General features: G+C 72.6%; 11 protein-coding genes. 7 read left to right on the top strand and 4 right to left on the bottom strand.

What is annotated here, in order from left to right:
- Positions 1-27: 27 nt before the first annotated feature.
- Positions 28-2,793, bottom strand: a complete 2,766-nt coding sequence (locus OV427_RS02440; RefSeq protein ID WP_267854503.1) for a CHAT domain-containing protein — start codon at positions 2,791-2,793, stop codon at positions 28-30.
- A 139-nt stretch (positions 2,794-2,932) separates the two neighbouring features.
- Positions 2,933-4,678: an N-acyl-D-amino-acid deacylase family protein gene (locus OV427_RS02435; RefSeq protein ID WP_267854502.1), complete on the bottom strand. Its 1,746-nt coding sequence runs from the start codon at positions 4,676-4,678 to the stop codon at positions 2,933-2,935.
- 150 nt (positions 4,679-4,828) lie between these two features.
- Between OV427_RS02435 and OV427_RS02430 the strand changes: the two genes are divergently transcribed.
- From OV427_RS02430 to OV427_RS02420, 3 genes are all read left to right on the top strand, one after another.
- Positions 4,829-7,132: a PQQ-dependent sugar dehydrogenase gene (locus OV427_RS02430; RefSeq protein WP_267854501.1), complete on the top strand. Its 2,304-nt coding sequence runs from the start codon at positions 4,829-4,831 to the stop codon at positions 7,130-7,132.
- Positions 7,133-7,192: 60 nt separating this feature from the next.
- Entirely contained in the window at positions 7,193-7,528 is a 336-nt protein-coding gene (locus OV427_RS02425) for a hypothetical protein (RefSeq protein ID WP_267854500.1), read from the top strand.
- A gap of 120 nt (positions 7,529-7,648) precedes the next feature.
- Entirely contained in the window at positions 7,649-8,362 is a 714-nt protein-coding gene (locus OV427_RS02420; protein ID WP_267854499.1) for a peptidoglycan-binding protein, read from the top strand.
- 12 nt (positions 8,363-8,374) lie between these two features.
- On the opposite strand, the gene OV427_RS02415 is transcribed toward OV427_RS02420, so the two are convergent.
- Complete coding sequence (locus OV427_RS02415) at positions 8,375-9,652, bottom strand: endonuclease/exonuclease/phosphatase family protein (protein WP_267854498.1); 1,278 nt, start codon at positions 9,650-9,652, stop codon at positions 8,375-8,377.
- Positions 9,653-9,960: 308 nt separating this feature from the next.
- Here OV427_RS02415 and OV427_RS02410 point away from each other — a divergent pair, with 308 nt between their 5' ends.
- Positions 9,961-10,764: a hypothetical protein gene (locus OV427_RS02410; RefSeq protein WP_267854497.1), complete on the top strand. Its 804-nt coding sequence runs from the start codon at positions 9,961-9,963 to the stop codon at positions 10,762-10,764.
- Between the two features lie 2 nt (positions 10,765-10,766).
- Here the strand turns inward: OV427_RS02410 and OV427_RS02405 are convergent, their stop codons facing one another.
- Positions 10,767-11,543, bottom strand: a complete 777-nt coding sequence (locus tag OV427_RS02405) for a hypothetical protein (protein WP_267854496.1) — start codon at positions 11,541-11,543, stop codon at positions 10,767-10,769.
- Positions 11,544-11,656: 113 nt separating this feature from the next.
- Here OV427_RS02405 and OV427_RS02400 point away from each other — a divergent pair, with 113 nt between their 5' ends.
- From OV427_RS02400 to OV427_RS02390, 3 genes are all read left to right on the top strand, one after another.
- Entirely contained in the window at positions 11,657-12,697 is a 1,041-nt protein-coding gene (locus tag OV427_RS02400; protein WP_267854495.1) for an AraC family transcriptional regulator, read from the top strand.
- Positions 12,698-12,859: 162 nt separating this feature from the next.
- The gene (locus OV427_RS02395) at positions 12,860-13,690 is read left to right on the top strand and encodes a serine aminopeptidase domain-containing protein (protein WP_267854494.1); all 831 of its coding nucleotides are present in this window, start codon (positions 12,860-12,862) and stop codon (positions 13,688-13,690) included.
- A complete protein-coding gene (locus OV427_RS02390; protein ID WP_267854493.1) occupies positions 13,687-14,676 on the top strand; it encodes an alpha/beta fold hydrolase in 990 nt (329 codons plus the stop codon). The genes OV427_RS02395 and OV427_RS02390 overlap by 4 nt, the downstream gene beginning before the upstream one ends.
- Positions 14,677-14,821: the final 145 nt, after the last annotated feature.

The following is a 14,821-nucleotide window of genomic DNA, read 5'->3' as shown; positions in this document are numbered from 1 at the left end:
CACGCGCCGGGCAGAAAGCGGCGCGCCCTACTCGTACAAGAGTACCCGGCTCACCCAGTGCGCGGAGGGGTCCTCGCGCAGCTTGCGCTGGCGCTCCTCGCGCAGGGCCTTGGCCGGACTGACACCGGCCTGGATGCGCTCGCGCACGGCCTGGAAGAAGCGGCCCGCCGAGTTGGGGATGTCCACCGTCGCCGCGAACACCGCGCGCGCGCCCGAGCCGATGAAGGCCTGCGGCAGCGAGGACGTCTGGTGGAGCAGGGGCGGCAGCCGCGCCGCGCTGCACGCTCCGAGCAGCACCATGGGCGTGCCTTCCAGGCGCACCCGGCGAATCGCCTCGGCGGTGAGGGCGAAGCTGCCGTCGTACTCCGGTGCCAGCGCAATCACCGTGGCGCCCGACAGGCTGCGGTCCACCATGCCGTGCGCGTGGAACTCGATGTCGGTGGCCCGCTCCATGGCCTCCAACACGCGCGACGGCGTGGCATTCATTCCCACCAGTTCCAGGGACTTGCCCCGTGGCGCGAGCGGGGACTCCCACGAGGGCAGGCGCGCCAGCCGCAGCGACTGCGGAGTCTCCACGTTGGCCACCACCACGTGCAGCGGGGGCAGGGGCGCCGCGGGCCGATGCTGCGCCACGCTCCCCACGCGGTAGCGCCACGCCAGGTCCGGGGGCAGCAGTCCGGCGCGGCTGTCCAGCGGGGGCGCGGCGAGCACATCCACCTGGGGGCAGCGGCGCAGCATCGCCACCAGCTCACGCGGCACCACGCCCGAGAGGTCGTCTCCGAGCGGCTCCCGGCGCGAGGCATCATGGTAGCCGCGCACCTCGCCGGACGGCCCGCGCGCCACCACCACCGTGCGCTCGGCCTCCAGGGCGGCGGCCAGCACGCACCGCTCCGGGGCGGTGACGCCGAGCTGCTCCGCCACCAGCGCCGGCACTTCGTCGAAGGCCCCCGCCTTGCCGGCGCTGACGGCCAGCGACTGGTACGCCACGGCCCGGGCGTCCCGCGCGTCCGCGTCGGTGGCGATCCACGGCTCGGCCTCGGCGATGGTCTTCCGCAGCAGCGCCTGGCCCTCCTCGCGGTTGCGCTCCACCACGAGGCGGCCGGCGATGAGCGTGGCCAGCACCCGGCGCCCGGGCGCGTCCAGGACGGGGTTGACCTGCGCCAGCTCGCGGCGCACCGCCTCCTCGTCCGTGGGGCGCGGGTCCATCCGGCCGAGGTCCGCGAGAATCCACGCGCCCACCAGCCCCACGGAGCGGTTGCACTCCTGGGCCTCGTCCAGCGCGTGCCGGGCCTCCTGGGGCCGCAGCCGCATCAGCTCCAGCGAGGCCAGGTTGCGGTGGACGTAGTTGCGCGCGTCGCAGTCGCCCGGGCTGCGCTGGAGGAACTCGTCCAGGTAGGCCCGCGCGGGCGCGACGCGGAACTGGTAGCGCGCGGCCTGGCCGAGCGCCCGGATGGCGAAGCCCTCCTGTCCCCACTCTCCCAACAGCCGCGCCTCGCGCCAGGCCGAGCGGGCCAGTTCCTCCGCCTCCGCGAGCCGGTTGGCCGACGTGGCGTTGAAGCTCATCCTCCGCTGCAGGTCCAGGCACCGCAGGCCCAGCTCCCGCTCGCGGCACATGCTCAGCGCGTCCCGCAGGCGCTGTCCGGCCTGCCAGGACTGGCCCGCGAGGTCCTCCAGCCGCGCCAGCTCCTCCTGGACCAGCACGCCCACCCACGGGTCGTCCCACCGCCGGGCGAGCGCCTCCACCTCCGCGGCGTCGCGGGGCACCGAGGGGACGAGCAGCAGCGCGCCCAGGCGCAGGTCCTCCTCGCCCGACGCGCGCAGCCGCTGGATGAAGGCGGCCGGGTCCGCGTGGTTGCGCCGGACGAGCCGCACGTACTCGAGGGCCAGCGGCGCGCGGCGCGTGAAGTCGCGGGCCGCCACGCGCCGGGTGTAGTCCGCCAGCGCGGTGCCTCCGAAGGCGCGGTCCAGCACCTCCGCGAGCGGCAGCAGCGCCCGCACCCGCGCGGCCGTCGGGGCGGCGCGCACGGCGTCGTAGAAGTGGGCCCGCGCGGTGCCGGGGAGGCGGCGCGCCGCGTCCAGCGGAATCGGCGCGGCGGAGTCGCTGGCGAGCGCATCGACGGCGTCCCGTGTGCTCCGCCACTGCGTGGCGCGCTCCTGCTCGCTCGCCCGCAGCACGCGGGCCTGCTCCCGGGCCTCGGTGCTCCAGCCCGGCTCGCCCAGCGCCGCCACGTCGTCGAAGGTCGACGCCGCGAGCATCGTCAGCCCCAGCTCGCGCAGCACGAGTGCGCGGTTCCAGAGTGCCTGTGGGTGGCGGGGCCGGACGTCCAGGGCGCCATCGAGCAGCGTCAGCGCCTCATCGTAGCGCTGGAGGAGGAATGCGGCGGCGGCGCGGTCGCACTCGCGGCTGGGCGACGCGGGCGCATGGTGGAGGTGGGCCAGCGCCTGCTGCGGGTCCCCGTGGACGAGGTACGACGCCGCGATGCCCGCGCGGTCCCCGAGCGCCTCCAGTCGCGCCAGTTCGCGCAGCGGCACCGGGGTGGCCTCCGGCGTCCGGGCCGGGGCGTAGGGACGGTAGCCATCCGCCTGGGCCACGCTGAGGCGCGGCTCGATGGGGCGCGTGGGGGACGCGGTGAGCCAGACGCGCTGCGCGGCGCGGTCCGCCGTGGGGTCGGCCCCGGAGAGGATGAACGCGGAGAAGACGAGCAGGGGAAGCGGGTACCAGAAACGCTTGCGCGGCGGGCCGCGCCGTCCGGGGGCTTCAGGGGCTCTTGGTGCTCCCAGCTCACCGGCCATGCGCTGGACCTCCGGGGTGTTCGCGCCCAGGCGCCGTCACCGGACCGCATCTTGGGGCAACCCGACCTGCGGGAACAAACCGGGTCCGCCATTCCCCTGTCCGGTGGGACACTTGACAGTCGGGTGGCGACGGCCCGGCTCAGGTGGCCCGGGCGCGCAGCACGCGTCCGAAGCCGCGCTCCCGTCCCAGGGCCGGGGACAGGCCGCCGTCCTGGACGGCCTCGCGGCCGGAGATGAGCACGGCCTTCACGGCGGCGTCATTGCGGCGCACCAGCCGCACGAAGCCGCCGAAGTTCTCCATCGGCGCCTCGGCGACCTCGTCCAGCTTCGCGTCCAGGCCCTCGGGGTTGATGACGGTCAGGTCCGCGCGGCGCCCCTCGGCGAGCACGCCCGCGTCCAGCCCGAACCACTCCCCAATCTCTCCGGTGAGCCGATGCACGGCGCGCTCCGTGGACATGAAGGGCTCGCCGCGCTTTTCCGCCTCGCGCACCAGGCGCAGGAGTCGCAGCGGGAAGTTGTAGTGGGCCATGTTGCGCAGGTGCGCGCCCGCGTCGGAGAAGCCCACCAGGATGTCCGGGTGCCGGCAGATGCGCTCCAACTCCTCGCGCCTGTCATTGGCCATGACGGTGTACCAGCGCAGCGCGTCCCCATGGGTGGCCACCAGGTCCAGGAAGACGTCCACCGCGTGCCGGCCCTGCTCGTGCGCCACCTGGGCGAAGGACTTGCCCACCACGCTCGCGTCCGGACACTGGAGGATGCGGGACTCGTTGAAGTCGCGGTGGAAGGCGCGCGGGAGGAAGCGGTTGGTCCACTGGCGCCGGAAGCGGGCGCGGTACTCCGGGTCCTTCAGCAGGTCCGCGCGCGACGCCGCGTCCTGGAGGTGCAGGGCCGCGGCTCCCGCGCCGAACTCCTCGAAGACGACGAGGTCGATGCCGTCCGCCCACAAATCGAACACCTCGGGCAGCGCCTGCCAGCGGAAGTCCGCGCCCAGCAGCCGGTTGGCCACGCGCGAGAGGACGCCGATGGTGCGGTGGATGCCGCGACTGGCGCGGGGGTCCATCATGGAGATGACCGACGTCTTCAGCGTCTTGCGTCCCAGGCCCATGCTCTCCAGGAGGAACAGCAGCACGTTCACCTTGGTGCTGATGTTGGGCACGCCCTGGAAGACGCGGCCGCGCTCGCGCAGCAGGCGGGTGAGGCGGCGGTACTCGCTCCAGCGCGCGTAGGTGGAGGGCAGGGGCCGGCTGCGGATGTCCCGCGAGCCGCCCATCTTGTCCCACTTGAGCGTCTGCACGGACAGGCCCAGGTAGCCCAGGTCCAGGCCCTCGCGGACCAGGGTCTCCATGCGGCGCAACTCGTCCTCGGCGGGACGGACGCCGGAGTCCAGGCTGCGGTGCAGGCCCATGACGTGCGCGCGCAGCGCGGAGTGCCCGAGGAAGGACGCGACGTTGGGCCCGAGCGGCAGCGCGTCCAGGTGCTCCAGGTAGCCGCCCAGCGTGTCCCACTGCTTGCGCTCCTCCAGCAGCGTGCGGACGGTGGCGTAGGGGATGGCCTCCACGCGGCAGAACATGTCGGCCAGGTCTTCCGGCGTGCCCACCGCGAGGCTGAGCGAGCAGCTTCCCACCACCACGGTGGTGACGCCGTGACGGACGGACTCGGAGAGGGACGGGGCCAGCTCCACCTCCGCGTCGTAGTGCGTGTGGAAGTCGATGAAGCCGGGCGTCACCCAGTGGCCGGTGGCGTCGATGACACGCGTGTGCGGCGCTCGGGGAAGGGGGGCTTCGGAGATGGCGGCGACGGTGCCTTCGCGGATGCCCACGTGTGCCTGGCGCGGCGCAGTCCCCAGCCCATCGAACACCAGCCCGTTCTCGACGATGAGGTCCATGTACGGGAACTGTACTCCGGAGACGTACGGTGCCGCCTCTGTCCACCGGACCACTCCGGAAGTGGGCGCCCCAGACGCCCGAGCGTCCAGCATCGGGCAGACGTTCGTCCGGGCCATCCCCAAGCCTGAAAGGCGATGGCACATGGCCCCATGCTCCGACGCCCGCCGGTGCTGGCCCTGCTCTGCACCCTCGCCCTCGCCACCGCTCTGCTCCTCTCTCCCGCGGCCTGTCCGGGCGCGGCCCCGGATGGGCCGGATACGCCCGACGCGCATCCTCCCGACACGGAGCCGCCAGGACATGAGGATGCGGGTCCGCATGATGCGTCCAACCCCGACGCCGGCCCGGAGGACCCACCGGACTCCGGAGTCCCCATTCCGGTCGTCCCGTACGGCCTCGACACGCGGCCGGCGAATCCCACGTGCGTGGCGCCCGCGCGTCCCGCCGAGGCCACCGGCGTCTCACTCCAGCGCGTCTACCCGGGGCTGTCCTTCACCCAGCCGCTGTTCGCGCTCCAGGCCCCCGGCGACAGCCGCCGCGTCTACGTGGTGGAGAAGCAGGGCCAAGTGCGCGTCTTCGCCAACGAGGAGGGCGCCGCGAACAGCTCGCTGGTCATCGACCTCTCCGGACGGGTGAATGCCTCGCACGACGAGACGGGGCTGCTGGGCATGGCCTTCCACCCGCGCTTCGCCACCAACGGGGAGGTGTTCCTCTCCTTCATCGGCGATGACGACGACGGGAAGCTCCACTCGTACATCGTCCGCTACCGCAGCAAGGACGGCGGCGCCACGTTGGACCCGAGCAGCGGGGAGCTCGTCCTGCAGCTCGCGCAGCCGTACTCGTACCACAACGGAGGGCACCTCGCCTTCGGGCGGGACGGCTACCTGTACGTCGGCTTCGGCGACGGTGGCGGCCGCATGGACCCGAACCGCACCGCGCAGGACCCGCAGCAGTGGCTGGGGAAGATGCTGCGCCTGGACGTGGACTCGGCCCGGCCCTACGCCATTCCGTCCACGAACCCGTTCGCGAAGGGCGGCGGGCGGAAGGAAATCTACGCGCTCGGCTTCCGCAACCCGTGGCGCTGGAGCTTCGACCGACGCACCGGCGCGCTGTGGCTGGCCGACGTGGGGGAGAAGCGCTTCGAGGAGGTCAACCGCGTGGTGCTCGGCGGCAACTACGGGTGGAGCGTCCTCGAGGGCACCGCGTGCGTGCGCAGCACTCCGTGCGCCACGCAGGGCCTGACGCCTCCGGTGGCCGCGTACGGCCGTGACGAGGGCGTGTCCGTCACCGGCGGCTACGTGTACCGCGGCACCGCGGTGCCGGCGCTCGCGGGTCAGTACGTCTTCGGAGACTTCGGCACGGGCCGCATCTGGACGCTGCCCGGGGACGCCATGCCCGGCGGTGGGGCGAAGCCGAAGCGCGTCCTCTCCACGTCGCTCAACATCTCCTCCTTCGCGGAGCTGAACGACGGAGAGCTGCTGGTGGTGGACTTCGGCGGAGGCGGGCTGTACCGGCTCGTCCCCGAGAAGCCCGCGCCGGGTGGCTCGTTCCCCGCGCGCCTGTCCGAGACGGGGTGCGTGGACCCGAAGGACGCCACGAAGCCCGCGGGCGGGCTCATCCCGTACGGGGTGAATGCCCCGCTCTGGTCGGACAGCGCGGACAAGGAGCGCTTCCTCGCGGTGCCGGACGGGACGACGGTGACGGTGGGCTCGGACGGAGTGCTGGAGCCGCCGCCGGGAAGCGTGACGGTGAAGAGCTTCCTCCTGGAGGGCCGGCGCGTGGAGACGCGCCTGTTCATGCGCCATCCGGACGGGAGCTGGGCCGGCTACAGCTACGAGTGGAACGCGGAGGGCACGGACGCGGTGCTGCTGGAGGCGGGCAAGGTGAAGCAGGTGGCGGGCAGGACGTGGACCTTCCCCAGCCGAGCTGAGTGCATGCAGTGCCACAACGCCACCGCCAGCCACGTGCTGGGCCTGGAGGTGGCGCAGCTCAATGGGGACTTCGTCTATCCGGGCGACCGGCGGGCAAACCAGCTCACAACGCTGGAGCACATCGGCGTGCTGACGCTGCCGGGCGTGCCGGACATGCTGCCCCGGCTGCCCACCTATGACGGCGCGACGTCCCCGGAGGCGCGGGCCCGCGCGTACCTCCACGCCAACTGCGCCATGTGCCACCGCCCCAGCGGGCTCGGCCGGGGCACTGCGGACCTGCGCATCACCACGCCGCTGGAGCAGGCCGGCATCTGCGACATGCCTCCGGAAGTGGGCGACCTGGGCGTGCCCGGGGCGAAGCTGGTGGCACCGGGCCACCCGGAGTCCTCGCTCGTGTCGCTGCGCATGCACGCGCGGGACACCTTCCAGATGCCGCCGCTCGCCACGCGGGAGGTGGACACCGCCGGGACGGCGCTGGTGGACGCGTGGATTCGTGCACTCACCCATTGCCCTGGAAGCCGATGACGGCGGGCGTGCCTACCTTTGCGTCCGGACATGGACGCAGCAGGAGCGAGGAGGCACGCGATGGCACGACAGGGATGGCAGTGGCTGACGATGGCGGGCCTGTGCGGAGTGCTCGGCCTGGCAGCGGGCTGCAACGAGCGGCAGGAGGGTGCCGTGCGGGAGAACGCCCGTGAGGTCGGCAGGGAAGTAGGCGAGGCGGCGAAGGACGTGGAGCACGGCGCGAACAAGGCGGCCGAGCAGGTCAAGGGCGCGGCCGAGGAGGCCTCCGAGGGCTTCAAGGAAGGCGTGGGTGGCTCTGGCAAGGCACCCATCGGTGACAATCCCGGCGTCATCAACGACGGCGAAGGTCCACTGGAGAACGGACGCGGTCCGCTCGAGGAGCAGAAGGACCGCTGACCCCGGACGCGAGCCCCTTCGTACGCGAAGGGGCCGCGGCCTCCCCCTCTTGGCGCGTGCTTCCCCGGGGTGCCAGGATGGCGCGCGGACCGGCGCTCGCGGTTGCCGGCGGGGGGTTCCATGAACGAGCTCGAGCTGGACAGGGTCTACCGCCGAGGCGAGCGGGGCCCTGACGTGCGGCGCATCCAGGAGTGGCTGTCGCTCCAGGGCTTCGCGGTCGCCATCGACGGTGACTTCGGCGCCGCGACCGAGGCGGCGCTGAAGCGCTTCCAGGCGAAGGCCGGGCTGACGGTGACGGGCGTCGGTGACGCGGTGACGTTCGACCGGCTGGTGGCGCCCCTGAAGGCCGCCGTCGCGCCGATTCCCGCGCAGGGCCGCACCCTGGGCTCGCTGGTGGTGGCCTACGCCGCGCAGCACCTGCGCCAGCGTCCGCGAGAGATTGGTGGCGAGAATCGCGGCCCCTGGGTGCGCCTCTACATGGACGGCCACGATGGCAGCACCTGGCCCTGGTCCGCGGGCTTCGCCACCTTCTGCCTCCAGCAGGCCGCGCGGGCGCTCGGCGTGCCCATGCCGGTGGGGCGCTCGCTGTCGTGTGACACGCTGGGCGCCTTCGCCCGGGAGAAGGGGCGGCTCATCTGCACGCTCACCGCGCTGCCCGACCGCACCCGCATCTGCCCCGGCAGCCTCTTCCTGCGCCGCCGCACGGCCACCGACTGGTCCCACACCGGCATCGTCACCGAGGTGGACGAGGAGACGTTTCAAACCATCGAAGGCAACTACGAGGTCTGCGCCCGCACGCGCGGCTTCGAGAACATGGACTTCGTCCTGCTCTGACAGGCCACGCGCTCAGGATTGCTTGCTGTTGCCGGAGGGTGGTTTGACCTCGCGGGTGCCCGGCCCGCGCACGGTGTAGTGCGCCACCACCGGCTGGTGGTCGGAGGACTCGGTGCTGCGGTCCACCTCGAAGAGGACCGGCACCAGCCCGGGCGACGCGTAGAGGTTGTCGAAGCGCTTGCCCGTGGCGGGTATCACCCCGCGCTCGTCCGGAAGCGACGTGAGGGTGGCGCTGTCGGCGATGTCCTGCAAGCGCAGCCAGTGCTCGCTCCCGCGCGGCACCTTGCCGGCGCGCAGCTCCGTGCACGCCTGCTTCGGCGTCATCACCGTGCCGTCATGCAGGCGCACCTGCGCGAGCGTGGCGTGGGCGATGGTCTCCGGCAGCTCCAGCTCCAACGCGTGCAATTCATGCCGCAGGCGCGGGTCGGCGATGTTGCCCACGCCCTTGTCACCCACGCTCGCGTGCGGGTCGCCGTAGCGCACCGCGTATTCCTCAATCGTGTCGGTGTCGTCGTAGGTCATCAGGTGGGCCATCAGCCACGAGCCGCCGCGCTTGATGGCGGTGTTGGCGTTGAAGTCCCCCAGCACCACGGCGTGGGCCACCTCGCGGTGGTGCAACAGCGCGTTGAGCTGGCGCAGGTTGCGCGCGTTGATGCCCGAGTCCCCCAGCGCGTGGTGCACGTTGTAGAAGACCATCGGGTGGCCCTCCACCTCCAGGCGCACGTAGAGCGCGCCCCGGTCCTCCGGCAGCTCGCACGGGTCTCCGCGTCGGCGGATGGCCTCCTCGCGCACGGCGTCGGGGATGACGTAGGTGAAGTGGGCCGCGTCCACCATCGGGTGGCGGGTGAGGAAGGCCTTGCCGTTGACGAGCCGCCCGCCGCCGATACCGTCATGGCCCTGGTAGGCCATGTGGAACCCGTACCGCGTCGCCAGGAGCACGGTGATGGGCACGTTGGCTTCCTGCAGCCCGATGACGTCCGGCATCCGGCCGTGCGCCTCCAGCTCGTCGAAGTACGCCAGCAGGGCCTCGCGGCGCTGGCCTCCGAGCAGGATGTTGTAGCTCATCACCGTCAGCCCGGGCCCCCGGGTCGGACGCACCGAGGTGTTGCGGACGATGTACGTGCGGCCGTCTCCCAGCTCACGCTCCGTCGTCGGCCGGGGCACGGCCTCGAAGTCGGGGAACGTCACCGAGGGCTCGCGGCGTGGCAGGTGCTCCTCATGCGCGCCCGGCATGCGGGCGAGCAGGGGGCCGACTCCCGGAAGATGCTCCAGCAGCTCGGGCACTTTCATACAGGCTCCCCCCTGGGGAGCCGCGAATGCGGAGCAGGAACGAAACAGTCGTGCTGGATAGCGACTTGAGCCACCGGTCCTCCTGTGTGGCCTCAACTTCTGCGCTGATCCGCGCGGAGGCCAGGGGGCACACGGGCCTTTGAGGGCCGGCCGGTCCGCCTCGCCCGGATGGAGGGCGGGCAGGGGGGCACGCGGCTTCCCACCCCGGGCTGGTGTGCGCTCGCAATCATCGGGCTGCCCTGAAGTTCCGCTCGTAGCACCGCGGGGCGGGAGGCGGCGTCACCCGGCTCCATGGTTGAATGGCCGCCATGAGACGCGTGTGGTTCATGGCGGCGCTGGTGTCCCTGGGAAGCGCAGCGTGTGCCACCACGCGGGGGATGTCTCCCATGTCGGCTTGCGAGCAGGGCAGGACGTCTGGGTGTGGCCTGTGGGGTGACGAGCTGCTCCAGCAGGGCGACGTCGCCGGCGCGGACAGGGCCTTCGGCCTGGGGTGCGACGCCGGAGACATGCAGGCCTGCCTGGCCCAGGGGCGGCTGCGGATGGAGGGCGGGGACCTCACCGGCGCGGAGCCCCCTCTCCTCAAGGCCTACCAGGAGGCCGACGAGGAGGGCACGCTGGCACTGGCGGACCTGCGCGAGGCCCGGGGGGAGCCGCGAGATGTGGAGTCCGCCGAGCGCCTGAGGCGGGAGGCGCCCGCGCTCGACAAGCCCGACTTCGAGTTCGTCTTCGCGTACCGGGTGGATGCATCGAACGGGCTGGGCAACGACATCACCCTGAACATCCAGCCCATGGGGTTGTTCGAGCGGCGGCTGACCTTTGGCGGCAACCTCGCCTTCGCCCGCTCGGGCGCCTCGGAGCTCAACGGCTTCCTCGGGTATCAGCACTTCGTGTCGTCCTGGCTACTGACTTACGCGCGGCTGATGGTGGGCGGCGCCCTCGATGCAATCCCCGGCCAGGGCCCCAACGTCGGGGGCGAGCTGGGGGCGAAGCTGTGCCTCGGTCCTCTCGGTCACCTGAACGTTGCGGTGGGCAGCTCGCGCTCCAGTCCCGCCTACGTGTCCATGGGGCTGGGCATCAATGGCATCCTCGTCCTGCTCGCGGCGCTGCACTGACGTCAGCGCGTGGGCAGGCCCAGCACGTAGCTGATGGCGGGCCTGCCCGGCTCGTTCGTCTCGCCCACCTCCCAGGTGTAGCCCTCCCGCGCGAGTGAGGCCGTCATCGCTCGCAGCTCCTCCGGACGGTGCGCCCGCAGCGCGGACACCACGCCGTCCCAGAAGATGACGAGCGGCGCCACCGGCACCACGTAGGTGAGCAGCAGGCGCAGCGGCGTCATGGGCCGCACGAGCGGGGTGAACAGCAGGACCAGCAGCGGTACCAGGAGCATGGAGAGGATGCCCGCTGGCGTGCGCCGCGCCGACTCGAGGATGGCGATGGGGACGCCCCGGGCCTGCGCGTCCGCGAGCACCGCGCGGGCGTCCTCGGGCCGGAAGTGGTGCAGGGCATTGACGAGGGTGCGCATACCGCGCAGGTCCGCCGGCACGCGCAGGGCGTCCACGGGGCGCTCCAGGTAGTCGACGCCCTCCGCGCGGGCCCGCTCGGCGGCGAGGGCGTTGGGGTACTTGTCACTGAGCACCACGCGGGCCTCCACGCCGTGCCGCTCCGCCAGCAGCTGGCGCAGTCGGGGCAGGGGACCCCTGCCGCCCGAAGCCAGGTCCAGCACTTCGCTTCCCTCCGCGGCGCGCAGGCCCCGGGCCAGCACGGCGGCAGCTGCATCGAAGACGCCCAGGCGGGTGCTGACGGTGTGCAGGTAGTCGGTCGCCAGGTCTCTCAGGGCGGCGGGCCACCAGGGCTGGTCGGTGAACTCGAAGAGGTGCAGGCGGGGCAGGGCCATGGGGTGACGCTCATTCATGACGCAAGGGTGCGCAGGCAGAGGGCCGCGACGCACTGACCGCTGGCGCCAGAACGGCTTGCCGCGCGCGCCAGCCCGCCGCTACGGTGGCCGGCGTGGCGAAGGCGCCCCTGTTCCCCACCTCCGAGCCGTCCCTCTCCTCCCGCATGGCGCGCCAGGCGCTCCGGCTGGCGGCAGGGCTCGGGCTGCCGGTGGAGGCGCTCTGCCGCGAGGCCGGCCTCCGGCAGGAGGACCTGGAAGACCCCGAGCTGCGCATCCCCTACGCACTCCTGGACGGCATGCTGGAGCGGATGGAGGCGCTGTCCGGGGACGCCAACCTGGGCCTGCACATCGCCCGGGTGGACCTGGTGGACCTGGATGACCCAGCCACCTTCGTCATCCTCACCAGCGCCACCCTGCGCGACGCCATGGAGCGCGGTTGCAGGTACCAGCGCGTCTGGGGTGACGGGGAGCGCTTCCGGATGGAGGACACACCGGCCGGCGTGCGCATGCGCTTCACCCCCGTGGGGACGTGGCGTCCCGCGCACCGCCACCTCACGGAGGCCGCGCTCGTCCAGTTCGCCACCGGCGTGCGCTTCTTCACCGGCGTGGACGTGCGGCCCCTGCGCGTGCGCTTCGCCCATGCCGCCCCGGCGGACACCTCGGAGCACCAGGCCCTTTTCGGCTGTCCCCTGGAGTTCGGCGCGCCCGCCAGCGACATCGAGTTCTCCCCCGAGGACGCACAGCGCCCCTTCGTCCACGCGGACGCCCTGCTCAACACCATGTTCGAGCGGCAGGCGCAGCGCGTGCTGGAGCGGCTCCCCCAGGTGAGCACCACCGCCGAGCGCGTGCGCGAGGCGGTGCGGCACGCGCTTGCCGGCGGGGACTTCTCCTTCGCCGCGGTGGCCCGGATGCTGCGCCTGCCGTCGCGCACGCTGCAGCGGCGGCTGGCGGAGGAAGGCCAGACGTACGCGGGCATCGTCGAGGCGCTGCGCCGCGAGCTGTCCGAGGCCTACCTGCGCCGCCGCATGTCCATCTCCGAGGTGTCCTTCCTCCTGGGCTACGCGGAGCCCGCCGCCTTCCACCGCGCCTTCAAGCGCTGGTGGGGCACCAGCCCGGAGAGCTTCCGGCGCGAGCGGCTCCAGCCGCCGTCGTGAGCCACTCCGACTGAAGCTCCCGCGCACGGCTGCGCCAGGTTGCGTTGACCCCTCCCCGAGGGGCGGCGCCGCGTGTATTGGCAATCACGTGATGGTGAATGTTTGACTATGAATGGAGCGGGTCCGTACCATCCGCTCCGTCACGGGGGGAACAGTCACCTCATGCAGGCACTCACCGAAGCGCCCGGGTATCTGCCCCAGGGTGAGCAGTCGCTCTATTTCGTCCACCACCGGGCGCCCGGGCCCTGCCGGGCTGCGGTGCTGCTGGCGGGGCCCCTGGGGCTGGAGCGCGCGCACGCGTACATCGTCTGGACGCGGTGGGCGCGGCACCTGGCCGCCCGGGGCGTGGACGCGCTTCGGCTCGACTACCGGGGCTCCGGCGAGAGCACGGGCCGCTTCGAGGACATGACGCTGCCGTGCTGGGAGGCGGACCTGCGCGCGGGGCTGGAGTACCTGCGCCGTGAGCGTCCCGGCGTGCCGGTGGTGCTGCACGGCCTGCGTCTGGGGGCGCTGCTGGCAGCTCGCGTGTTCCAGGAGGAGAAGGCGGAGGGCCTGCTGTTGTGGGATCCGCCGGAGTCCGGTCGCGCGCACCTGATGGAGGTGCTGCGGCGCAAGGTGGCGGCGGACAACCTGGAGGGGACGGGCGGCGTGGCGCGCTCGCGCGAGGACTACGTGGCGGAATTGGAGGCGGGGGGCTTCATGGAGGTGGAGGGCTTCCCCTGGTCCCGCGACTTCTGGCGGAGCGCCGAGGCGTATGACCTGGCGCTGCCGGCGCGGGACGACGGGCGGCCGTGGCGGGTGGTGCACCTGGATGGACGTCCGGCGGAGCGCTGCCTCGCGCCGGGCCATGGCCGCTCCGTGCGCACGCCGCGTCCCTTCTTCTGGACGACGAGCAACCGGCTGCTGCCGGAGCTGGGCGAGCTGTTCGACGACGGCGCGAGCTTCGCGGCCGGAGTCGGCGCGGTGGGCGTGAGCCAGGGGGCGCGGTCATGAGGGAGTTGTTCCAACTGGACGTGAAGGGCCACCAGCTCTGGGGCACGTATCACCCCGCGGCGACGTCGAAGTCGGGGCGGGTGGGCTTCCTCTTCCTCAACCCGGGGCACGTGCCGCGCTCGGGCCATGGCGGGCTGTCTGCGCGGGCCGCGGACCGGCTCGCGGCCCAGGGCTTCCCGTGCTTCCGCGTGGACCTGCCGGGCCTGGGCGACTCGGACGGCCCGCTGCCGGACACCACGGCGGAGCTGTACCAGTTCGTCTGCGGCGGAGGCTTCGTGGAGGTGGCGGAGGCCATCCACGCGGAGCTGCTGAAGCGCCACGGGCTGAAGGGCCTGGTGATGGGAGGGTTGTGCGGAGCCGCGACGACGTCGCTCTACCTCTCGGACCGCGTGGCGGAGGGCGTCGCGGGCGTGTTCCTCTTCGAGCCCGAGTTCTACCTGTCCGAGCAGGAGGCGGCCAACGCGGACGGCGAGGCGCCTCGCGAGGACGCGGAGCAGGGGACGTGGCGCTCGCGGCTGCCGCTGCGGCGCGTGACGTCGAAGGTCTTCTCGTACTGGGGCTGGATGCGGATGCTGACGCGGGAGAACGAGTACGCGCGGCTGTTCCGCTACGTGCCCTTTCCGCGCCAGCTGCTGCTGGACCTGCTGATGGACTGGGGCTCGCTGCCGGCGGTGGCCAACGTGCCGCTGGTGCGCGCGTGGCAGCGCGTGGTGCAGCGGGGCGTGCCGGTGCTCGTCATCACCGCGGAGGGCAAGCTGCGCGACGTCTTCTTCGACCGCATCCACCGGTCCGCGTTCTCTGACTTGAAGGTGGCCACGCTGGAGCGGCTGCGGCTGCGCGGTACCAACCACATCTTCACCACCGGCGGCGCCATCGACGCGTGCATCGGCCACCTGTCCCGCTGGGCGGGGGAGCACTTCGGCGAGGACGGGATGCCCATGGCTGCCGTGCCCCATCAGGTCGCGGAGCTGGGCAGCGCGAGCTGAGGCGGCTTCGGCGCGGCCGACCTGACGGACTCCCGCCTGCCGCCTGTCTCGTCGAGGGCCGGCCTTCCGCGCCACCCCTGTCACGGCACGGGAGCGTCTCCATACTGTCTTCATGCACCGTGTTCACCGGGCGGGTGAGAGGCCC

This window comes from Pyxidicoccus sp. MSG2, from assembly GCF_026626705.1.
Classification (GTDB): domain Bacteria; phylum Myxococcota; class Myxococcia; order Myxococcales; family Myxococcaceae; genus Myxococcus.
Note: the sequence above shows the minus strand (reverse complement) of the source record. Positions and strands in the feature narration are given on the sequence as shown.

Coding starts and splice junctions, on each gene's coding strand:
- OV427_RS02415 (WP_267854498.1), bottom strand. CDS start 9,652: ATGAAAGTGCCCGAGCTGCTGGAGCATCTTCCGGGAGTCGGCCCCCTG.
- OV427_RS02420 (WP_267854499.1), top strand. CDS start 7,649: ATGAACGAGCTCGAGCTGGACAGGGTCTACCGCCGAGGCGAGCGGGGC.
- OV427_RS02405 (WP_267854496.1), bottom strand. CDS start 11,543: ATGGCCCTGCCCCGCCTGCACCTCTTCGAGTTCACCGACCAGCCCTGG.
- OV427_RS02425 (WP_267854500.1), top strand. CDS start 7,193: ATGGCACGACAGGGATGGCAGTGGCTGACGATGGCGGGCCTGTGCGGA.
- OV427_RS02430 (WP_267854501.1), top strand. CDS start 4,829: ATGCTCCGACGCCCGCCGGTGCTGGCCCTGCTCTGCACCCTCGCCCTC.
- OV427_RS02410 (WP_267854497.1), top strand. CDS start 9,961: ATGAGACGCGTGTGGTTCATGGCGGCGCTGGTGTCCCTGGGAAGCGCA.
- OV427_RS02440 (WP_267854503.1), bottom strand. CDS start 2,793: ATGGCCGGTGAGCTGGGAGCACCAAGAGCCCCTGAAGCCCCCGGACGG.
- OV427_RS02395 (WP_267854494.1), top strand. CDS start 12,860: ATGCAGGCACTCACCGAAGCGCCCGGGTATCTGCCCCAGGGTGAGCAG.
- OV427_RS02435 (WP_267854502.1), bottom strand. CDS start 4,678: ATGGACCTCATCGTCGAGAACGGGCTGGTGTTCGATGGGCTGGGGACT.
- OV427_RS02390 (WP_267854493.1), top strand. CDS start 13,687: ATGAGGGAGTTGTTCCAACTGGACGTGAAGGGCCACCAGCTCTGGGGC.